This window comes from Sneathiella sp. (assembly GCF_036960985.1).
In the GTDB taxonomy this organism is placed as follows: Bacteria; Pseudomonadota; Alphaproteobacteria; order Sneathiellales; family Sneathiellaceae; genus Sneathiella.
This window is the reverse complement of sequence record NZ_JBALWD010000005.1, coordinates 60,739-79,257: the sequence shown is the minus strand read 5'-3', so window position 1 is coordinate 79,257 and position 18,519 is coordinate 60,739. Positions and strand designations below refer to the sequence as shown.

Genomic DNA, 18,519 nt, shown 5'->3' with positions numbered 1-18,519 from the left:
AGGAAAATGAGAAATATGGAAATTGGCAACCCCGCACCGGATTTTACTATGGCGACGGATACCGCCGGAGAAGTTAGTCTCAAAAGCCTTTCTGGGCAAAAATTCGTGCTTTATTTTTACCCAAAAGATGACACACCCGGTTGCACGAAAGAAGCAATTGGATTTACTGAAAGCGCAGCAGAATTCGAAAAACTAGATGTCCAGATTATTGGTGTCTCCAAGGATACCATCGCAAAGCATGAAAAATTCAGAGCCAAGCATAATCTTTCTGTCCAGTTGGCATCCGACGAAGATGGGGCAACTTGCGAGGCCTTTGGCGTCTGGGTGGAGAAGAACATGTATGGGCGAAAATATATGGGCATAGAACGCGCGACGTTTTTAGTGGATGGCGAAGGTATTGTCCGATCCATCTGGAAGAAGGTTAAAGTAAAAGACCATGTGGAAAGCGTCTTGGCCGCTGCTACGGATCTTTGATGCCGTCCATTGCAAATCTTGCTGTTGACGTTTTACGAACTGTTGAAGGAGCCGACAAAGCAACAGCAAGTCGCGCTGCTGCGGAAGCCTGGCGGGCATCAAAAGGTCTGATGGCCATTGGCAACGGATTACCGCCAGAGCGCCCCTCTCGCCCCTTAAAGCCAGAATTGTTGCCGCCGAATGAAATGCCCCGTCGGCGCGGACAGTCGGATGAAGCCAGAGCTGCTTTGCTCCATGCGGTGCTTCATATTGAACTCAACGCCATCGACCTGGCTTGGGATATGGTCGCACGTTTCACGCACTTAGAGCTGCCACGGCAATTTTATGATGACTGGGTAAAAGTCGCCGATGAAGAAGCCAAGCATTTCACTCTTTTAGCGACGCGCTTGCAACAACTCGGCTATAAATACGGTGACTTTCCGGCCCATGACGGCCTCTGGGAAGCGGCTGTTTCAACCAAAGATGATCTCGCGGGCCGCCTAGCGGTCGTTCCTATGGTATTGGAGGCACGAGGGTTGGATGTTACGCCCGCGATGATTACCCGATTCGGGAAAATGGGCGACACGGACAGCGTCGACGTCCTTAAAATAATATTAACAGAAGAAGTCGGGCATGTGGCAATTGGCTCCCGATGGTTTCTATATTACTGCGATAAACAGAAATTGGACGCCGAAAAATTCTGGCAGCAAATGGTTCGCAAATTCTTCAAAGGCCTTTTAAAACCTCCGTTTAACACAGACGCGAGAAGTCTTGCCGGGCTACCCCCGGAATACTATCTTCCGTTAGCAAAAATTGACCCAATAAAAGAGACAAAAAAAGGGTAAATTTTAACGACGGGTTTGCAGGTTGATGTTAACAAAAAAATCAGTTTTATTAAGATATATTGTTGCAAACTAAATCGACAAATTTATCAAATCAGGATGAACGACATGAAGCTGAAGGCCGTACTAGATAAAATATTTACGGACCGTCAGATCATCATCAGTACGCGTGGGCAGCTAAAATATTTCCGCCTGGGCGTATCTGCGCAAGTGATGGCAATGACCGTCGCCATCGGTTTTGGCGGCATGTTCACATACTATTTGGCAACTGAAACGTCTCAGGAAAAGCAGCTGGTCGCGCAAACAGCTCAGTTGTTTAAACTGAAAAACCAGTATGAAACTGCCTTTGCGGATTTGCAGTTGGCCAGTTCAACGCTCGACGCGACACAGACTGAACTCGATCAGCAATATGCACGCCTAGAAGGCATGCTTGCAGAACGCAAAAATGTTGAATCTGCCTTGAAGCTTGCATCTAAGACAAAAAAATCGTCGGAAGATCTTACGTCCGAAGAGCGCGTCCGCGCCCTGGGTGAAAGTCTGCATACCAGCAACACACAGCGCGAGCGCCTAGAGCTTGAGATCATGCAGGTCAATAAGGCTCTCTTTCAAACAGCTCAACAACGGGATCAGGCCGCCAATGATCGCCTGAAAACCGAACAAAAGCTTTCAAGCTTGCGTATGGTCCTCAATATGTATGCGTCGACCAAGGACGAAATTTATTCGGAGCTTCAAGAAACCAAACAAGAATTTGCGCGCTTGCAATTCGACCGCCAGGAAAAAATCGATACGGAATTCCGCCTGTCTTCTGAAATTTCTGGGCTGAAATCTCGCCTGACAAATATTTCATCAGAAAACAAGGAATTGATTGCCCGGGTCAACGATCGTGCGCACGAAAGCATAATGGCACTGAAAGAAGTCATTTCGATTACGGGCCTCGATTCCGAAAAGATATTGGGATCAACCAAAATCCTGGGGCAAGGCGGTCCGTATGTGGATTTCAAGCCCACGGGCGATATGTTACAAATGGAACAAAGTTTCTACGAGGAAGCCCAAAAAATGGAAGCCAGCCTTGCGCGCTGGGAATCCTTACAAACCATCCTAAAACATATCCCCCTCGCCCGACCTGTCGATGTCGGCTATGTAACATCAAGTTATGGTAAACGCCGCGACCCGATGACAAAGCGCAAGGCACATCATTCTGGCGTTGATATTGCTGGTCCGAAAAATTCAAAAATTCTAGCCACGGCTCCGGGCGTTGTCACCTTCGTCGGGACCAATGGCGCGTATGGGCGAATGGTCACGATTGATCATGGCAAGGGCTTTAAAACCCGGTATGGCCACCTTAAGAAGACCGTTGTCAAAAAAGGTGACAAGATAGACTTCAGAACTCAAATCGGCGTCATGGGCTCCACCGGTCGAAGTACCGGTCGGCATGTTCATTACGAAGTTATATTTGATGGAAAACATCGGGATCCGGTAAAGTTTTTTAAGGCCGGGAAATACGCGTTCAAAGTGACGCCAAAAATTCAGGAAGCTTCCAACAAGTAACTTTTTTAAAGCGAGGTTGTAGATGTTTTCCAACAACAATAAGACAGAAACGAAAATCACCAAGATGAATTTAATGCCGTCAATTATCAGTGAAAGCCTTACCATCGAGGGTAATCTTATCTCTGAAGGAGAAGTTCAAATAGACGGAACTGTCAACGGTGACGTAGCAGCAGCAAATCTAACTGTCGGCCAGTCAGCAGTCATTAATGGAGAAATCGACGCCAGCGTTCTGACCATTCGCGGTTACGTGGACGGACGGATCAAGGGGGAAGAAATTTCGATTATGTCGACAGCGACTGTAAAAGGCGACGTCATTCATACCTCTTTGAGCATCGAGCCTGGTGCGAAAATTGATGGCCATTTGCAGCATAACGATAACCCTCGGGATTTGCCACAAACAGTCTCCTATCTCGACAAGACAGAAGCCAGCGGAACTGACAGCTGAAACCTCCTAATTCAGCTAAACCGAAAAAGGCCCGCATTGCTGCGGGCCTTTTTTGTTGAGATTTGCTACCTGGAATTAGCCGGTGATTTCGGATCCAGAGAAGAAATATGCGATTTCAATTGCGGCATTCTCTGCGCTATCGGAACCATGCGCTGAGTTGGCTTCAATATTCTCCGCAAAAGTTGCACGGATTGTACCTTCCGCTGCTTCAGCTGGGTTCGTCGCGCCCATGACTTCCCGGTTACGCGCAATGGCATTTTCGCCTTCCAGAACCTGGACAACAACCGGACCGGAAGTCATGAATTCAACAAGGTCGTTGAAAAAAGGACGCTCTTTATGAACACCATAAAAAGTTTCTGCGTCACCACGGGTCATCTGTATCCGCTTCTGCGCTACGATCCGCAAACCGGCTTCTTCCAACATGGCGTTAACCTTGCCTGTTAGATTACGACGAGTCGCGTCTGGTTTAACGATTGAGAAAGTACGTTCTAGAGCCATTATTTTACCCACGGTTAAATCGAAAAAAGGAATATTGCGCGCCTTATACCGGGGATGCTGCGGCTCGGCAACCTAATTGATCCTTTTTCCCTGAATTCTGTAATTTTCAGCCTTCGCACCGGCCCCGCTTTCTGATAGAGAGTGCTCCATGCTTCAAATTAAAGACATTACATACCGCATCGCGGGACGCCTATTGTTGGAAAATGCATCTTTGCATGTTCCAGTTGGACATAAATTTGGCCTGATTGGTCGCAACGGAACGGGCAAATCAACTTTGCTCAAACTGATCATCGGTGAAATTCAGCAAGACGATGGCACAATCGAGCTTCGCAACGGCGCACGCCTCGGCGTATTGCCGCAAGAAGCGCCCTCTGGTCCAGAAAGTTTGCTTGAGGCCGTCCTGAGTGCCGACGTCGAACGAACCCGTTTGATGGCTGAGTCTGAAACGGCGACGGATGCACACCGGATATCGGAAATTCATTTACGTCTCGCCGATATCGATGCCCATACAGCGGAATCCCGGGCGGCAAAAATTCTTTCTGGACTTGGCTTTGACCACGATGCCCAGCAACGCTCTTGCTCATCCTTTTCAGGCGGATGGCGAACACGTGTGGCTCTCGCTGGTACGTTGTTTTCGGAGCCAGATTTGCTGCTGCTCGATGAGCCCAGCAACTATCTCGATCTGGAAGCAACTCTTTGGCTGGAAAGCTTTCTTCGCAACTACCAACGAACTTTGATCATTGTCAGTCATGATCGCGATCTTTTGAACAACGTTGTCACGACGATCGCCCATCTGGATAACCTGAAACTGGTCAAGTATACCGGCAATTATAATTTCTTCGAGAAAACACGCCGTCAACAACTTGAGCTCCTTAGTGGCATGCAAAGGAAACAAGACGCGCAGCGCAAACACCTGCAATCCTTCGTCGATCGTTTTAGGGCTAAAGCCTCTAAAGCTCGACAGGCACAAAGCCGCGTCAAAATGCTGGAAAAATTGAAACCAGTCGCCGCCATGATGGAAGAACATACGGCAAACTTCAGGTTTCCGGAACCAGACGAGCTGTCCTCACCTATCATTTCAATGGAAGAGTGTTCTGTTGGCTATCAGCAGGATATCTCTATCTTGCGAAATCTGAGCTTGCGAATTGATATGGATGATCGCATAGCCCTGCTCGGTTCAAACGGTAACGGAAAGTCGACTTTCGCGAAACTTCTAGCAAACCGCTTGCAACCGCAATCGGGACGCCTGCAAAAATCCAACAAGCTAAAAATTGGCTTTTTCGGCCAGCATCAACTGGATGAAATGTCAGCCGAACAAACCGCTTACCAGCATTTGGCGGCTAAAATGGATGATGGCAAGGAATCTCAGGTACGGGCAAAACTGGGCCAGTTCGGGTTTTCGCGCGATAAAACCGATGTTGCCGTGCACAAACTATCAGGCGGTGAAAAAGCACGACTGAATTTCTGCTTGCTCGCCCAGGACAAACCCCATTTGCTCATCCTCGACGAGCCCACAAACCATCTGGATGTAGACAGCCGCGAAGCGCTCATACAAGGCCTCAATGACTATCAGGGCGCCGTATTGATAATCAGCCATGATCCACATTTGGTCAGTCTGGTGGCGGACCGGCTATGGTTGGTCAGCGATGGCGGCGTTCACCCGTTTGATGGCGACATGAATGATTATAAGAAGATTGTATTGGATGCCGCCAGATCCGGGAATGGAGCCAAAAAACTAAATACGCTGCCAGATGGAGAACCCGCCAAACCGCGACTGTCGGGCAAAGAAGCACGAAAAGCACGCGCAGCGGCCCGAGCGGCTCTTGCCCCGAAACGGGCGGAAGTAAAGAAATTTGAAAAATCCATGCAGGATATTGCTGCCGAGCAAGCGAAACTTGAAACTGAACTCGCGAACCCGGAGACGTATGACAAAGGGCCAGATCATCAAGCAAGGCTAAGCGATGCGATCGGTCGCCTCAAATCACAGTTATCGAAAGCGGAAGAAAAATGGATGGAAGCTCATGAAGAATTGGAGCAATTAGAGCAAGCCTGATCAATCACCCGCATTGGTCAGGCGCACACCTGTAAAGTCGCTGTTAAATTCCTGCATGGGCTTCTTGTCAATAACGTTGACGTCCACATCTAAGGGATATATTCCACCTTTGAATTCTCCCGTAACTGATTGATATTTATCATAAAAATTAAATTTCATATCGACAATTCCAACACCCTTATTGTCGTAATCAAAACTGATAATTCGAACTGAAATTTGACGATCCCCAGTTTGTTTCCATACACCAGCGCCCGGAAAATATGAGTATTTTTTCTGATCCGCCGCGCTCCAGATGACCGAACCAAATTCTGTAAAAGTATAGCTGGAACGGTCCGTCTCTCCGTGTTGATCCAGAATATATGTTCCTTCAATATTCCGGCCAAAGCTGAATTTTTCCTCGGCGGACGCTGAGCCATATGGCGTCGGCATCATCAAAGTAACTGAAAATACGAAAAGTACTATTGCAAGCAAGTTTAGTTTGTAGGTCACGATACCGGTTCCCTTCGTCCAGAAATCCTGTTTAGTTCAATTTTTTTCAGGCCTTTTTCTGCCAGCCTGTTTCAGTTTGCTGGTAATAGCTCACCGGCACATCTTGATCCTTGAACTGCTTCCATCGCGTGCGGGCAGCAACAAGTGCCTCCTCATCATTCCCATCGAACATATAGAGACATCGTTCAAAACTGCTAATATCAGATGCGTCGGCATCCTCCACCAATACCAGAACATTTGCATTGTTCTGGTTTTGGTCGGGAGATAACGTCAATAGAATGGGTTGAGCCGCCGCCTCCAATCCATCTTGCTCGATTGCATGAGGCATAAAAGACAACGGTTTAAAAGACCAAAGACATTCATCCAACTCACCCAGACACTCTTCTGTACGGCCCCGAATAAGAGCCGTCAGCTGCCGCTCATATACTTTTTCAAGCAATCGCGGCAGCGCCCGGATTAAGGGATCAGACTGCAGGTGATAAAAATTAACATCTGTCACAGCCGACGTTATTACCCTTCGTAGTTATCTTGAACGAACTGATTGAGCAGCCGCACACCGTACCCGGTACCCCCTTTTGGAACTGTTGGTTTTTCTTGTTTTGACCAAGCCATACCTGCGATATCAAGGTGAACCCACGGAACATCGTTGACAAATTTTTTCAAGAACTCTGCAGCAACAATCGATCCTGCCCCGCGCCCACCCGTCCCGATGTTCTGCAAATCGGCGATGGGAGATTTCGTTTGCTTGGCATAATTGGCCGACATGGGAAAGCGCCATACGCCTTCGTCCACGACTTGCCCAGCTTTATAAAGCTTGTCTGACAAATCATCGTCGTTAGAGAATAAACCAGCGTTTTCATGCCCAAGTGCAACAATGATAGCGCCCGTCAATGTCGCCAGATCAATCATGAACTCCGGTTTGTATTTTTCTTGTGTATACCAGAGGGCGTCAGCCAAGACCAACCGCCCTTCTGCATCGGTATTTAGGATCTCAATGGTTTGGCCTGACATTGACTTCACAATATCACCGGGTCGCTGCGCATTTCCGTCTGGCATATTTTCGACCAGACCAATCACACCAATGACGTTGACCTTCGCTTTTCGTCCGGCAAGCGCTTTCATCAGGCCGGTTACAGTTCCAGCACCGCCCATATCCCATTTCATTTCTTCCATGCCAGCACCGGGCTTCAAGGAAATACCGCCGGTATCAAAGCAAACGCCCTTTCCAACAAATGCCAGAGGCTTCTTAGAAGCATTTTTCCGGGTATCGCCATTCCACTTCATGACAACCAGTTTACTTTCCCGACGAGAACCCTGTCCGACGCCCAATAGGGCGCCCATTCCAAGCCGTTTCATTTTGGCCTCGTCCAGAACTTCCACCTCAATGCCTAGGCTTGTCAGTTCCTTACAACGGTCGGCAAAGCTTTCCGGATAGAGCTCGTTTGCTGGTTCGCTTACCAAGTCTCTGGTCAAAAAGACGCCTTCAGCCAATGCGTCGAGGTCTGTGAAGGCCTTTCGTACTGCGGCCGAGCCTTTGCACGCTACAGTCATGCGCGCCAATGTCGGCTCGGCACTATCTTCCGTATCCGTCTTATATTTCTGGAACCGATAGGATCCGAGTTTTGCGCCAAAAGCTACTGACGCTGCTGCATCGGAAGCCTTGATACCCGCAGATTTAATTTCATCCAGAACAACGGTTACATTTTGGACGCCAGAGCCATTCAATTTTTTAACCAAGCTACCGCCCAGATTTTCTGCATCAGTTTGCGAAAGCTCTGCGGGATTTCCCACTCCGAACAACAACACGCCAGACACTTCGAGTTCTGCTGGTGCGAGGATTTCCAAAAATTCCCCTGTTTTACCGTTGAAACGGCTGCTTTTCATCGCACTCGATAGAGCGCCCTTGGTTTGTTTATCTAGCGTGGCCGCGGTTGCAGACAAAGTATTTCCTGCTGATACGGCAACGGCAATTGTGCCACGTTTTGGTATAGAGATTTCTGAAAAAGCGAACTTCATAAGCTTACCCTGTTTTTATTGTGAGTAATGGAGAAGGAGTAGTCCTCAAATTGGTCTATTTTTCATACCCTAGCCAGCAGCTACTGGCAACATACAAACAATTTCATGGAGCCAAATCAACCAATTATACCTGTCCATTCGGTAATTTCATCAGGTTCCGTCTAGCGCAATCATTTTCATTCGCTATACTCGCCCTTATGAAAAATATAAACCGTTATATAATGACGCAATTGGCTGTTCCAATGCTTTTCATAACGTTCTCTTTAACCGGCGTGATTTGGCTTTCCCAGTCGCTGAAGTTCGTGGAGAAATTGATTAATGGTTTGCCTGTTTCAACATTTCTGTATTTATCGATTTTATTGCTTCCGGGCATATTGAAATACACGCTTTTACTTGGTATTTTTTTTGGAACACTTTTCGCCTTCAACAAACTCTATTCAGATTCAGAATTAATCGTTATGTGGTCAGCAGGGTTGAGCAAATGGGCTCTCGCCCGCCCCGCAATTTACTTGGCTTTATTAACTGCTCTTGCCTTGTACTTTCTCGGATTTTTGTTAACACCCTATGGCGTCAGAACTGTAGATGAACTCAGGGTCCAATGGCAGGATTCTCTTGCAGCCGTGGTTTTGCGAGAAGGTGTGTTTAACTCCCTCGCGGGAGGCGTTACAGTTTATATCAGAGAAAAAAGTTCTTCCGGCGAATTGCTCGGAATTCTAGTTCATGACGAGCGGGTACGTGACAAACCAGTAACCTACATGGCCGAAAGAGGTGCTTTCATTAAAACCGCAGACGGACCGCGGTTTGTGATGAATACAGGAAACCTTCAAGAAGTTGCAAAAGATGATGCGAAACTCAGCCTTTTGTATTTTGATCAATATATTCTTGATATAAATCAGTTCGAAAAACAAAGTTCCGCCGTTTGGTTAAAACCTGAACATCGTTATTTGATGGAATTGATTAACCCGGAAAAATCGGAGCGTATCGATCGTGAGGGCTGGAAATTGAAAGCCGAACTTCATCAACGACTGGTTTTGCCCCTATATGCAATTTGCCTTGTATTTATAGCATTGGCTGGCGTCCTAAGCGGTGAATTCAGTCGCCGAGGGCGCGTCAAACGGATCGCGGCGGCAGCAATAATTGGTGTCGCCCTCCTAATTGCAGCAATGGCTTTATTCCGTGTCTCGGGCAATAGTCCCCTAATTACACCTGCGCTATATTTCATGCCTATTATTTCTACGGTAGTTGCAGCTTATCTCGCGGCAGGCGGTAGTTTTAAATTTCTCGGATCGCTTTTTAATCGCCACCCAATGTTACCAGGGGAGCCAAAGTGATGAGGCTGCCGGGGTCGCTTTCTATCTATTTAGGAAAACAATTTTTAAAGAATGTTGGCATCATTTTTGGAATATTGATGACAGTCGTGTTTCTCATCGACTTTATTGAGCTTCTGAGACGTGCATCCAATAAAGATGGCATAGGTATTTTCGTTATTATTCAAATGGTGTTGTTACGTTTACCTTATTTAGCGCAAAAACTATTACCGTTTATTGCTCTTTTTGGCGGTATGTTGACTTTTTTCAAACTCACCAAAACCAGCGAGTTAACGGTCATCCGGGCGGCGGGGGTTTCTGTATGGCAATTCCTCCTGCCTTCAATGTTCATTTCTTTTGGCATCGGAATGCTGATTTTAACTGTCATCAATCCAATAAGTGCGGCCATGCAGGCCCAATATGGACAAATGGAATCAAAATACTTTGATAAACGATCGAGCTTGCTGTCCATTTCTCCTAGTGACCTCTGGTTGCGCCAGGTTGATGACGATGGTCTTTCTGTCATTCATGCAAGGGGTGCGCAAAATCAAGGCATTGACCTGACCGATGTAATCATCTTCGAGTATAATTTGGATGACGTCTTCACCGGCCGCATCGATGCGTCCCGAGCCAAGCTTTTTCCTGGATACTGGGAATTGCAAAATGTTGTCATCACAGGACCAAATAAACCTGCAGCGACAGAAACCTTTATGAAATTGGAAACTTCTCTGACTGTTCATCAAATTCAAGAAAGTTTTGCCTCTCCAAAAACTCTGTCATTTTGGGATCTACCCGAATTTATTGAAACCCTCGAGCTAGCTGGGTTTTCTGGCGATCGGCATCGCCTCCATTGGTATAGTCTAATGGCGGGCCCAATTTTAATGTTGGCGATGGTTCTGGTTGCCGCCACATTTAGTTTAAGATCAATCCGCCAAGGGCATACGAGCCTGATGGTCATCGGCGGCATCACGACAGGCTTTGTTTTTTACTTTCTTACAGATATTATTTATGCATTAGGCCTTTCTGGTAGTCTTCCCATCGCCCTCGCCGCCGGTATTCCTGCGATTGCGATTACATTGTTTGGCTTGGCCATGATGTTTCATCTTGAGGACGGCTGAAGGATGAAATCTCTTGCGCGACTATTTTTAACAACGACATTCCTATGCACAGCATTTGTCCCACATTTTGTTTCGGCTGAGAAATCACCTGAATTGGATTTTGCTAAAGAATCTTTGTTCAGTGCAAAAGAAATTACGTATGACAAAGAAGGCCAGAAAGTAGAAGCTACGGGCGATGTCGAAGTCGTGCAGGGTGATCGCGTTCTGAAAGCCGATAAAATCATCTACAATATTCCCGCAGACACAATCAAGGCAAAAGGCAATGTCGTTTTACTCGAGCCAACCGGGGACGTCGTTTTCGCCGACGAAATGGAGTTACAAAACGAACTCAAAACCGGCGCTATCCGCGATATCCGAATTTTATTTTCAGATCAATCCCGCCTTGCCGCACATGAAGCAATTAAAATTGACGAAAACCGAACGGTTATGACGAAGGCCGTCTTTAGCACTTGCCGTTTGTGTGAAGAGGACCCTGAGAGACCTGTTTTGTGGCAAGTAAAAGCTGAAAAAGTTGAGCATGATAGAGCGGAACAATCTGTGACATATAGAAATGCCGTCTTTGAATTTTTTGGTGTTCCAGTAATGTACACACCGTACTTCTCTCATCCTGATCCGACGGTGGATCGGGAAAGCGGTTTTCTGTCACCAAAAGTTTATGATTCCTCAACCCTTGGCTACGGAATAAAACTCCCATATTACATCGTAATTTCCGAAGACAAGGATATGACGATTACACCGAACATCACGACAAAAGAAGGAGTGCAGCTGGCGGCAGAATATAGGCAAGCTGTCTCAAATGGCGATTTTGAGTTCGATGGCTCCACGACCTATGTCGATGAACGAAATGATCAAAATCAAACAACCGGCGGCCATGAATTTCAAAGCCACATACGAGGCGACGGCCAGTTTCAAATCGATGACACATGGCTATGGGGATTCGATGTATTCCGCACTTCTCATGATACTTATCTAGATAAATATGATATCAGCGATGAAGATACTCTTACATCAAAAGCTTATATACAAGGGCAAAGGGGAAGGAACTTTTCCGTTTTGAGCGCCTATAGTTTTCAGGGCCTGACCGAAGCGGACGTTTCTAGTGAAACACCCTTTGTGCCCGCCTGGTGGGACTATTCTTACGTCGGTGAACCGAATGATTTTGGTGGCCGTGCCAGCGTAAATATGGATACCCTTCTAATTTATCGAGAAGACAGTCAAGATACCAACAGGCTTTCGTTGTCCGGTGGCTACCACATCCCCTATACCACTGCAAATGGTCAAGTCCTGTCCTTTGATACATCACTCCGCGGAGATATGTATTACGCTCGAAATATTCTTTCAGACCCATCCGACCCTTCTACTGGAACTGGTGAGGACGCGTTTACGGCACGCGCCGTCCCATCGATCTCCATGGAATGGAAATATCCCTTCGTAAGACAAGCTGGTTCCGTCCGGCAGGTCGTCGAACCTATTGTCGAAGGAGTATGGTCTGATATACTCGGCGATGAAGATACCCCTAATGAAGATAGTCTCAGCTTTGAATTTGATGATACCAACTTATTTGGCTCAAACCGTTTCGCTGGGCTTGATGTGGTAGAAGAAGGAGCAAGGCTTAACTACGGTATCAATATGGGGGTTTATGGCGAATCCGGTGGTTATACAACTTTGCTGATTGGTCAGAGTATCCATAGTGATAAAGACACCAGTTTCCCGGATGGAACAGGACTAGAAGATCAGTTTTCAGATTTTGTCACGCGGCTAGAAATCAGGCCTACCAGTTACCTTCAGTTCATTAATCGGACTCGTATAAACCACGACAAATTGTCTTTGGCACGCAACGAAATTGATTTGAAAGTTGGAACATCAAAGAATTTCTTTGATTTGGGCTATGTGTATTTACGTGACGATCCAAATGGATTGACGCAGGACACCCGGGAAGAAATATATGTTGCAGGTAAGGTCGAAATCGCGGAATTTTGGAGCGCCTACGGAGACTATCGCCGTAACCTTGCAGGAACAGGAAATTCCGTTGATGGCAGAATTGGCATAGAATATCTCGACGAATGTTTTGGGTTTTCGTTAGAATTAAAAAAATCCTTCACGCGAGATAGAGATTTGGAACCCGACACCACAATTGGCTTCAATATCAGATTGCTGCCTTTCAATTAATTCCTGAGAAGGCTATTCTGGCGGCGGGATGATTTGGTGTGAAACTTTTACAAAATGTATTTATGAAGAATAAAATGTCTGTACTACGTACTTTGTTTGATGCAGCGGTTTTTGTAGGCTGGTTTGCGCTATCGCCCCCACTTGCGACAGCACAAGATATTCAAAATATCGCGGCTATTGTCAATGACGAAATAATTTCTGCTTATGATCTAGATCAAAGAATTTCCCTTACCATATTGATGTCAAGGTTTCCAAATACTGAAGAGACAAGGCAGCAACTAGTAAGCTCAACATTGACGAAGCTGATTGACGACCGCCTAAAACTTCAAGAAGCCAATCAATATAATCTTTCAGTATCAGATGAAGAAGTAGCCGCCACACTTGATAACTTTGAAAAAAGCAACAATATGCAACCTGGTGATCTAGATAAATTGCTTTTGGAACAGGATATTGATTTATCTACATTGATCGAACAGTTTCGTGTCCAATTAGCATGGAACAAAATTATCCAACGTCGAATAATGCCCCGTATTACTATTTCTGAAGACGAAGTTGCTGCAGTACAACAAAAACTAAAAGCGAATAAAGGTAAGAATGAGTATTTTCTCAGCGAAATTTACCTTCCCTTAGAAAACGATACCGACGAAGGACAGTTGCGTAATTCAGCTCAAAACCTGGTTGATCAAATCCGTAACGGCGCATCCTTCGCGCGGGCGGCAGGACAATTCAGTGAAGGCTCAACAGCGTCCGCAGGCGGTGCCATTGGTTGGGTCCTTGTGGACGACGTCGAACCGGAAATTAGCGAAGTCCTGGCTACTATTTCGGAAAATCAGGTATCCGATCCAATCCGGACCGCTCTAGGTTACTTCATAATAACTGTACAAAAAATTCGTACCGTGATGGAAAATAACCCAGACAATGTTGTTTTCGATTTGACACAAATTGTCGTCCCAGCAAGCAGCGAAGGCGAATTAGCTAGCCCAAAATCACAGAGTGCTCTGGCTAATTCATTAAGTAATTTCATTGACGATTGCAGGTATTTACCAAGCCTTCTTACCGAGATTTCCGGTGAAGAATCCGGCAGCGGTAAACTCGGGAAAATTCGGCTCGGGGATTTACCGGATACTATAAAGGAAATTTTGAGAGATATGCAGCCAGGGCAGGCCAGCGCTCCGTATGAAGATGATGGCGTCTATAGAATTTTTGTTGTCTGCGATCGCCAAGATCCGCAAATGCTAAGTGGGTCGGAGAATCAAATCCGACAAGACATACTGATACGCCGAGCCGAAAATCGCGCCCGCGGATATTTACAAGACATGCATAACGCTGCGACCATTGAAACACGGTAATAAAAGCCGTCAAACATGCCTTTTATTGAGTTGGATGAAGTATAATGACCGTTGCCCCGTTAGTTGTGACGATAGGCGATCCAAGTGGAATAGGAATAGAGATAATCTCCAAAGCCTGGATGCAACGTGATTCAAACAAAATTCCAGCATTCTTTCTTCTCGGCAGCTTAAAAACAATTGAACATTATGTGAAAACAACGGCATTGACGGTACCAATAATGGAAATAACTTCTCCCAGCGAAGCAGCGAGTGTTTTTTCAAAAGCGATGCCCATTCTCGCTCTTGAAGGAACAAAAAGCATTGCTGAAGAGATCTTATTGTCTATTCGCCGCGGAACCGAATTCTGCTTGAGCGGTGAAGCCAGCGCCTTGGTGACAAATCCTATTCAGAAAAAACGGCTCTATGATACGGGATTCAATTTTCCGGGGCATACCGAATATCTCGCCAGCTTAACCGGTGTTACAAATCAAGCGGTTATGATGTTGGCCTGCCGCGAATTGAAAGTCGTCCCTGCAACCATACATATTCCGCTTAAAAGTGTTTCGGCTCGGCTTTCTGAAGAACTCCTTACACATGTTATTTCTACGGTCCATCGCGATCTGCAAAGTCGGTTTGGCATCGCGACCCCGCGAATAGTTGTTGCCGGGCTCAATCCTCACGCAGGCGAAGCTGGCAGTATTGGTGTTGAAGAAATTGAGATTATCGCTCCCACTGTCAAAGCTCTGCACCAAAACGGCATAGATGTTAAAGGTCCGTTTCCGGCAGATAGCCTGTTTCATGAGGCCGCCCGCGCGAAATATGATGCGGCAATCTGCATGTACCACGATCAGGCATTGGTTCCAATAAAGACCATAGATTTCGATGGCGGCGTAAATGTAACACTTGGTTTGCCTATTATCAGAACATCACCGGACCACGGCACAGCGGAAGATATTTTTGGCAAAGGCATCGCTAATCCGACAAGCTTGACCGAGGCATTGAAAATAGCGGCCGAAATGGCCGCGAAAACCAATGGTTGAAGATGCCCTCCTCCCCCCATTGCGAGACGTCATAAATCGATATGGCCTGCGTGCGGAGAAATCTTTGGGGCAAAATTTCCTTCTGGATCTTAATTTAACAGGACGTATTGCTCGGTCGGCGGGACCATTAGCAGGCGAAACCGTACTAGAAATCGGTCCCGGCCCAGGTGGCCTCACACGCGCCATCCTTTCAGAAGGTGCGTCCATGCTAATTGCTGTCGAAAAAGACAGTCGCTGCCTGCCAGCGCTTGCCGATATCAGTAATGCCTATCCAAACCAACTTCAGGTCCTCAACACGGATGCCCTTGAACTCGATGAAACATCTCTTTTTGAAGGACAGGCAAAAATAATTGCCAACTTACCCTATAACGTGGCAACGCCATTACTGATTAAGTGGCTCGGCCGTGCGGATCGATTTTCATCGATGACATTAATGTTTCAAAAAGAGGTCGCCGATCGAATAACCGCTGAACCAAGTACAAAAGCCTATGGGCGCCTGACAATTTTATGCCAATGGTTATGCGTCTGCACCCGTCAGTTTGATATTTCACCAAAAGCATTTACGCCGCCACCGAAGATTACCAGCACCGTCGTTAAATTGGTCCCCCGGCCCAAACTCGCCTTCCCTGCCACTCAGGCTATTTTGGAGAAAGTCGTCGCGGCTGCGTTCGGACAACGCCGCAAAATGTTGCGAGCAAGTTTAAAACCATTGGGTCAACCCACTGATATTCTTTTGCGAAAATCTGACATCAATCCAACACGACGTGCGGAAGAACTGACGGTTGAAGAATTTTGCCGATTAGCGCAAGTTTTTGAAAATTCTCAATAGCCTTCGCGCAATCCGCTGACAAAATCGATTAATCCTGTCCGGCGGTTACACCGAACACGTTCTGCCTTTAAAATGGCTCTTACTTCGGACAAACATTCATCAATGTCATCATTAACGACTACGTAGTCATACTCTCGCCAATGGCTAATTTCTTCGGACGCTTTCGACATCCTTTGCGCGACAACTTCATCAGAATCCTGGGCTCTGGATTTAAGACGCTTTTCGAGAGCCGCTGTTGAGGGCGGCAAGATAAAAATGCTGACAAGATCATCCCGCATCTTCTGAGAAAGTTGCTGAGTTCCCTGCCAATCAATGTCAAAAAGCACATCATTTCCACTGCTTAAAGCTTCCTCAACAGCGGCGCGTGGTGTGCCATAATAGTTTCCAAAGACTTTAGCATGCTCCAGCAATTCATCCCGGTTGATCATCAGATTAAAATCAACGGGTTCGACGAAATGGTAATCTTTCCCGTCTATTTCTCCCGGACGCATCGGTCTTGTCGTCGCTGATACCGACATTTTCATATTTTCCGTATCAGCCAATAATGCGCGTGAAAGCGTTGTTTTTCCAGCACCTGACGGAGACGACAAAACAAGCATCAATCCGCGCCGGTCAACGGTCATTGTTTCGCTTATAGCCGACATACCCACCTACTCCTACTCGATATTCTGTACTTGCTCGCGCAACCGATCTATTACCGCCTTCATATCCAATCCTGTTTGTGTCAGCGCTTTATCACTCGATTTAGAGCAAAGAGTATTTGCTTCTCGATTGAATTCTTGGCAAATGAAATCCAAGCGTCTGCCCATACCATGGTCAGTATCACCGTTTAAAATATCGCGCGTTGATTCAATATGACTGGTCAAACGATCCAGTTCTTCGGAAATATCCGCCTTGGTTGCCAACAAAGCAAGCTCTTGTTCTAACCGACCTTCATCTAGCGTATTATTTTCTGCCAGTATCCGTTCCATCTGAGTTTTCAGCCGTCTCCGATTGTTATCTGGCCCGTCCGCAATTTGTTCCTTTGCTCGAGAAACCAAAATTTCTATTTCGTCTAGCTGAACTTTTAAAATAACAGAAAGACGACCACCTTCTTCCGCTCGAACAGCCGCCAGATGCGTGAAAACGTCCGCAGCTGATTCCAACAGCACTAATTGTAACTCTTCATTGCCGGCAAGGTCCTGTGCTCCATCATTTTGTTCTATGACGCCCTTAACAGCCAGCATGCCATCCATAGCCGGCAGTTGCGCACGGCCTTCCTCTGCATACTGGTTTGCCAAGGTCAGCAATTCATCAAGAAAAACGGTATTAACGCGGTAAGGTTGCTCCCCTTGCGTATTTTCAAATTGCAATTGAATATTCATCGATCCTCGATGAAATGTAGATTTAAGTCGCTTGCGTATTTTGTCTTCCAGTTGGTCAAAGCCAGCCGGCATACGGCATCGGATGTCCAATCCTTTGCCATTAACGCTTTTAGCTTCCCATTGCCAGCTATAAGCTGCGAAGGAGCCGCTGGAACGCGCGAAACCTGTCATACTATTTACGGTCACGGATGCCTCATGCGTTAATTAAAATTGAGGCCTCTTGTATATCTTTTTCACGGTTGCGTCACAAGCTCAGGTATCGCTTATTTTTTGCTGGGCTCAATGATGCCCGTAACCAAGCTTGTCACACGCTGTAGCGCCGCAAAAATCATGCCTGCAGCCATCCCGACCGCAAATGCTGCCAGATTCAATCCGAATTCAGCAGCAGCATTAGATATCGGCACCCAAATCTGAAGGGCGAGAAAACAGAAGCAACCAATTATACCGCCTAGTGCACCTTGCAATGCAGAGGAATACCTGATGTCTGCATCATACTCCCGGTGCCTTACTTGCAACGCGATTGTCACCGTTAGCAAAGTCAACGCCCCGACAGTCCCCCACAGAAAAGCAGAAGAAGCACCAAATACCCAGACAAGGTTAGCCGCAAAATCTGCTATGAACATTTCATTCGCCATGGTTCGCGAAAACAAAAGAAATGGAAAAACCACAAGAACCAAGGCCGCAATACAAAGCGGTATAATCCATAAAAGACGGGCACCGTTTTTACTATCGATAAGCGTTGTTCCATTGATATTCTGGTTTGCATAGCTTTGACTGGCGACAATTCGGTAGGCTTTTCGAAGGCTATGATAGGCATCTATGGATTTGGCAGGTGCCACGTCTTCGTAACCGGAAATCGCTGCGTCCAGCGCGGCGAGCTGCGCCGGCTGCGCGATAGAAGGATGCTCGAGAAAAAAGGCTGAAAGACTCTGAGCATTGGCCATTAGTCGAGACGGATCATCCCTCTCTGTAAGCGGAATTTTTGCCCGGACCATTGTTTCTTTCTCTACGGGAGTTGAT

Annotated in this window: 18 protein-coding genes; 11 read left to right on the top strand and 7 right to left on the bottom strand. The window is 46.6% G+C overall.

The features are described from left to right. Positions 1 to 6: 6 nt before the first annotated feature. The 4 genes from bcp to V7723_RS04285 all read left to right on the top strand — a co-directional run bounded on the left by bcp (position 7) and on the right by V7723_RS04285 (position 3,288). Positions 7 to 474, top strand: coding sequence for a thioredoxin-dependent thiol peroxidase (bcp, locus tag V7723_RS04300; protein WP_443024185.1), 468 nt, complete (start codon positions 7 to 9; stop codon positions 472 to 474). Next, positions 474 to 1,298, top strand: a complete 825-nt coding sequence (locus tag V7723_RS04295) for a ferritin-like domain-containing protein (RefSeq protein ID WP_335683200.1) — start codon at positions 474 to 476, stop codon at positions 1,296 to 1,298. The genes bcp and V7723_RS04295 overlap by 1 nt, the downstream gene beginning before the upstream one ends. Positions 1,299 to 1,403: 105 nt before the next feature. Next, positions 1,404 to 2,843, top strand: coding sequence for a peptidoglycan DD-metalloendopeptidase family protein (locus tag V7723_RS04290; protein ID WP_335683199.1), 1,440 nt, complete (start codon positions 1,404 to 1,406; stop codon positions 2,841 to 2,843). A 73-nt stretch (positions 2,844 to 2,916) separates the two neighbouring features. Beyond that, the gene (locus V7723_RS04285; protein ID WP_335683198.1) at positions 2,917 to 3,288 is read left to right on the top strand and encodes a bactofilin family protein; all 372 of its coding nucleotides are present in this window, start codon (positions 2,917 to 2,919) and stop codon (positions 3,286 to 3,288) included. 75 nt (positions 3,289 to 3,363) lie between these two features. Here V7723_RS04285 and ndk read toward each other — a convergent pair whose 3' ends face one another. After that, positions 3,364 to 3,786 carry a nucleoside-diphosphate kinase gene (gene ndk / locus V7723_RS04280; protein WP_335683197.1) on the bottom strand — a complete coding sequence of 141 codons (423 nt, stop codon included), beginning with the start codon at positions 3,784 to 3,786 and terminating at the stop codon, positions 3,364 to 3,366. 148 nt (positions 3,787 to 3,934) lie between these two features. On the opposite strand from ndk, the gene V7723_RS04275 reads away from it, so the two are divergent. Next, the gene (locus V7723_RS04275) at positions 3,935 to 5,839 is read left to right on the top strand and encodes an ABC-F family ATP-binding cassette domain-containing protein (protein ID WP_335683196.1); all 1,905 of its coding nucleotides are present in this window, start codon (positions 3,935 to 3,937) and stop codon (positions 5,837 to 5,839) included. Here the strand turns inward: V7723_RS04275 and V7723_RS04270 are convergent, their stop codons facing one another. Genes V7723_RS04270 through V7723_RS04260 form a run of 3 tightly spaced genes read right to left on the bottom strand, consistent with a single transcriptional unit; the run spans position 5,840 to position 8,344 of the window. After that, positions 5,840 to 6,328: a hypothetical protein gene (locus V7723_RS04270; protein ID WP_335683195.1), complete on the bottom strand. Its 489-nt coding sequence runs from the start codon at positions 6,326 to 6,328 to the stop codon at positions 5,840 to 5,842. A gap of 46 nt (positions 6,329 to 6,374) precedes the next feature. After that, a complete protein-coding gene (locus V7723_RS04265; protein ID WP_335683194.1) occupies positions 6,375 to 6,827 on the bottom strand; it encodes a DNA polymerase III subunit chi in 453 nt (150 codons plus the stop codon). An 11-nt stretch (positions 6,828 to 6,838) separates the two neighbouring features. After that, entirely contained in the window at positions 6,839 to 8,344 is a 1,506-nt protein-coding gene (locus tag V7723_RS04260; protein WP_335683193.1) for a leucyl aminopeptidase, read from the bottom strand. A gap of 197 nt (positions 8,345 to 8,541) precedes the next feature. Here V7723_RS04260 and lptF point away from each other — a divergent pair, with 197 nt between their 5' ends. From lptF to rsmA, 6 genes are all read left to right on the top strand, one after another. After that, positions 8,542 to 9,675, top strand: a complete 1,134-nt coding sequence (lptF, locus tag V7723_RS04255; protein WP_335683192.1) for an LPS export ABC transporter permease LptF — start codon at positions 8,542 to 8,544, stop codon at positions 9,673 to 9,675. Continuing rightward, positions 9,675 to 10,769: an LPS export ABC transporter permease LptG gene (gene lptG / locus V7723_RS04250; RefSeq protein WP_335683191.1), complete on the top strand. Its 1,095-nt coding sequence runs from the start codon at positions 9,675 to 9,677 to the stop codon at positions 10,767 to 10,769. The genes lptF and lptG overlap by 1 nt, the downstream gene beginning before the upstream one ends. A 3-nt stretch (positions 10,770 to 10,772) precedes the next feature. Further along, positions 10,773 to 12,938 carry an LPS-assembly protein LptD gene (locus V7723_RS04245; RefSeq protein ID WP_335683190.1) on the top strand — a complete coding sequence of 722 codons (2,166 nt, stop codon included), beginning with the start codon at positions 10,773 to 10,775 and terminating at the stop codon, positions 12,936 to 12,938. A 74-nt stretch (positions 12,939 to 13,012) separates the two neighbouring features. Beyond that, on the top strand, positions 13,013 to 14,287 hold the full coding sequence (locus V7723_RS04240; protein ID WP_335683189.1) for a peptidylprolyl isomerase: 1,275 nt from the start codon (positions 13,013 to 13,015) through the stop codon (positions 14,285 to 14,287). A 44-nt stretch (positions 14,288 to 14,331) separates the two neighbouring features. After that, complete coding sequence (gene pdxA / locus V7723_RS04235; RefSeq protein ID WP_335683188.1) at positions 14,332 to 15,306, top strand: 4-hydroxythreonine-4-phosphate dehydrogenase PdxA; 975 nt, start codon at positions 14,332 to 14,334, stop codon at positions 15,304 to 15,306. After that, a complete protein-coding gene (gene rsmA / locus V7723_RS04230; RefSeq protein WP_335683187.1) occupies positions 15,299 to 16,135 on the top strand; it encodes a 16S rRNA (adenine(1518)-N(6)/adenine(1519)-N(6))-dimethyltransferase RsmA in 837 nt (278 codons plus the stop codon). The genes pdxA and rsmA overlap by 8 nt, the downstream gene beginning before the upstream one ends. On the opposite strand, the gene gmk is transcribed toward rsmA, so the two are convergent. The 3 genes from gmk to V7723_RS04215 form a co-directional block, all read right to left on the bottom strand. After that, entirely contained in the window at positions 16,129 to 16,779 is a 651-nt protein-coding gene (gmk, locus tag V7723_RS04225; protein ID WP_335683186.1) for a guanylate kinase, read from the bottom strand. The two genes, rsmA and gmk, sit on opposite strands and share 7 nt — an antisense overlap. A 12-nt stretch (positions 16,780 to 16,791) precedes the next feature. Next, entirely contained in the window at positions 16,792 to 17,685 is an 894-nt protein-coding gene (locus V7723_RS04220; protein WP_335683185.1) for a YicC/YloC family endoribonuclease, read from the bottom strand. A 77-nt stretch (positions 17,686 to 17,762) separates the two neighbouring features. Continuing rightward, on the bottom strand, positions 17,763 to 18,519 hold a 757-nt coding region (locus V7723_RS04215), incomplete at its 5' end, for a hypothetical protein (protein ID WP_335683184.1).

Coding starts and splice junctions, on each gene's coding strand:
- V7723_RS04285 (WP_335683198.1), top strand. CDS start 2,917: ATGCCGTCAATTATCAGTGAAAGCCTTACCATCGAGGGTAATCTTATC.
- lptF (WP_335683192.1), top strand. CDS start 8,542: ATGAAAAATATAAACCGTTATATAATGACGCAATTGGCTGTTCCAATG.
- V7723_RS04260 (WP_335683193.1), bottom strand. CDS start 8,344: ATGAAGTTCGCTTTTTCAGAAATCTCTATACCAAAACGTGGCACAATT.
- lptG (WP_335683191.1), top strand. CDS start 9,675: ATGAGGCTGCCGGGGTCGCTTTCTATCTATTTAGGAAAACAATTTTTA.
- rsmA (WP_335683187.1), top strand. CDS start 15,299: ATGGTTGAAGATGCCCTCCTCCCCCCATTGCGAGACGTCATAAATCGA.
- V7723_RS04275 (WP_335683196.1), top strand. CDS start 3,935: ATGCTTCAAATTAAAGACATTACATACCGCATCGCGGGACGCCTATTG.
- V7723_RS04295 (WP_335683200.1), top strand. CDS start 474: ATGCCGTCCATTGCAAATCTTGCTGTTGACGTTTTACGAACTGTTGAA.
- V7723_RS04240 (WP_335683189.1), top strand. CDS start 13,013: ATGTCTGTACTACGTACTTTGTTTGATGCAGCGGTTTTTGTAGGCTGG.
- pdxA (WP_335683188.1), top strand. CDS start 14,332: ATGACCGTTGCCCCGTTAGTTGTGACGATAGGCGATCCAAGTGGAATA.
- bcp (WP_443024185.1), top strand. CDS start 7: ATGAGAAATATGGAAATTGGCAACCCCGCACCGGATTTTACTATGGCG.
- V7723_RS04290 (WP_335683199.1), top strand. CDS start 1,404: ATGAAGCTGAAGGCCGTACTAGATAAAATATTTACGGACCGTCAGATC.
- V7723_RS04245 (WP_335683190.1), top strand. CDS start 10,773: ATGAAATCTCTTGCGCGACTATTTTTAACAACGACATTCCTATGCACA.
- gmk (WP_335683186.1), bottom strand. CDS start 16,779: ATGTCGGCTATAAGCGAAACAATGACCGTTGACCGGCGCGGATTGATG.
- ndk (WP_335683197.1), bottom strand. CDS start 3,786: ATGGCTCTAGAACGTACTTTCTCAATCGTTAAACCAGACGCGACTCGT.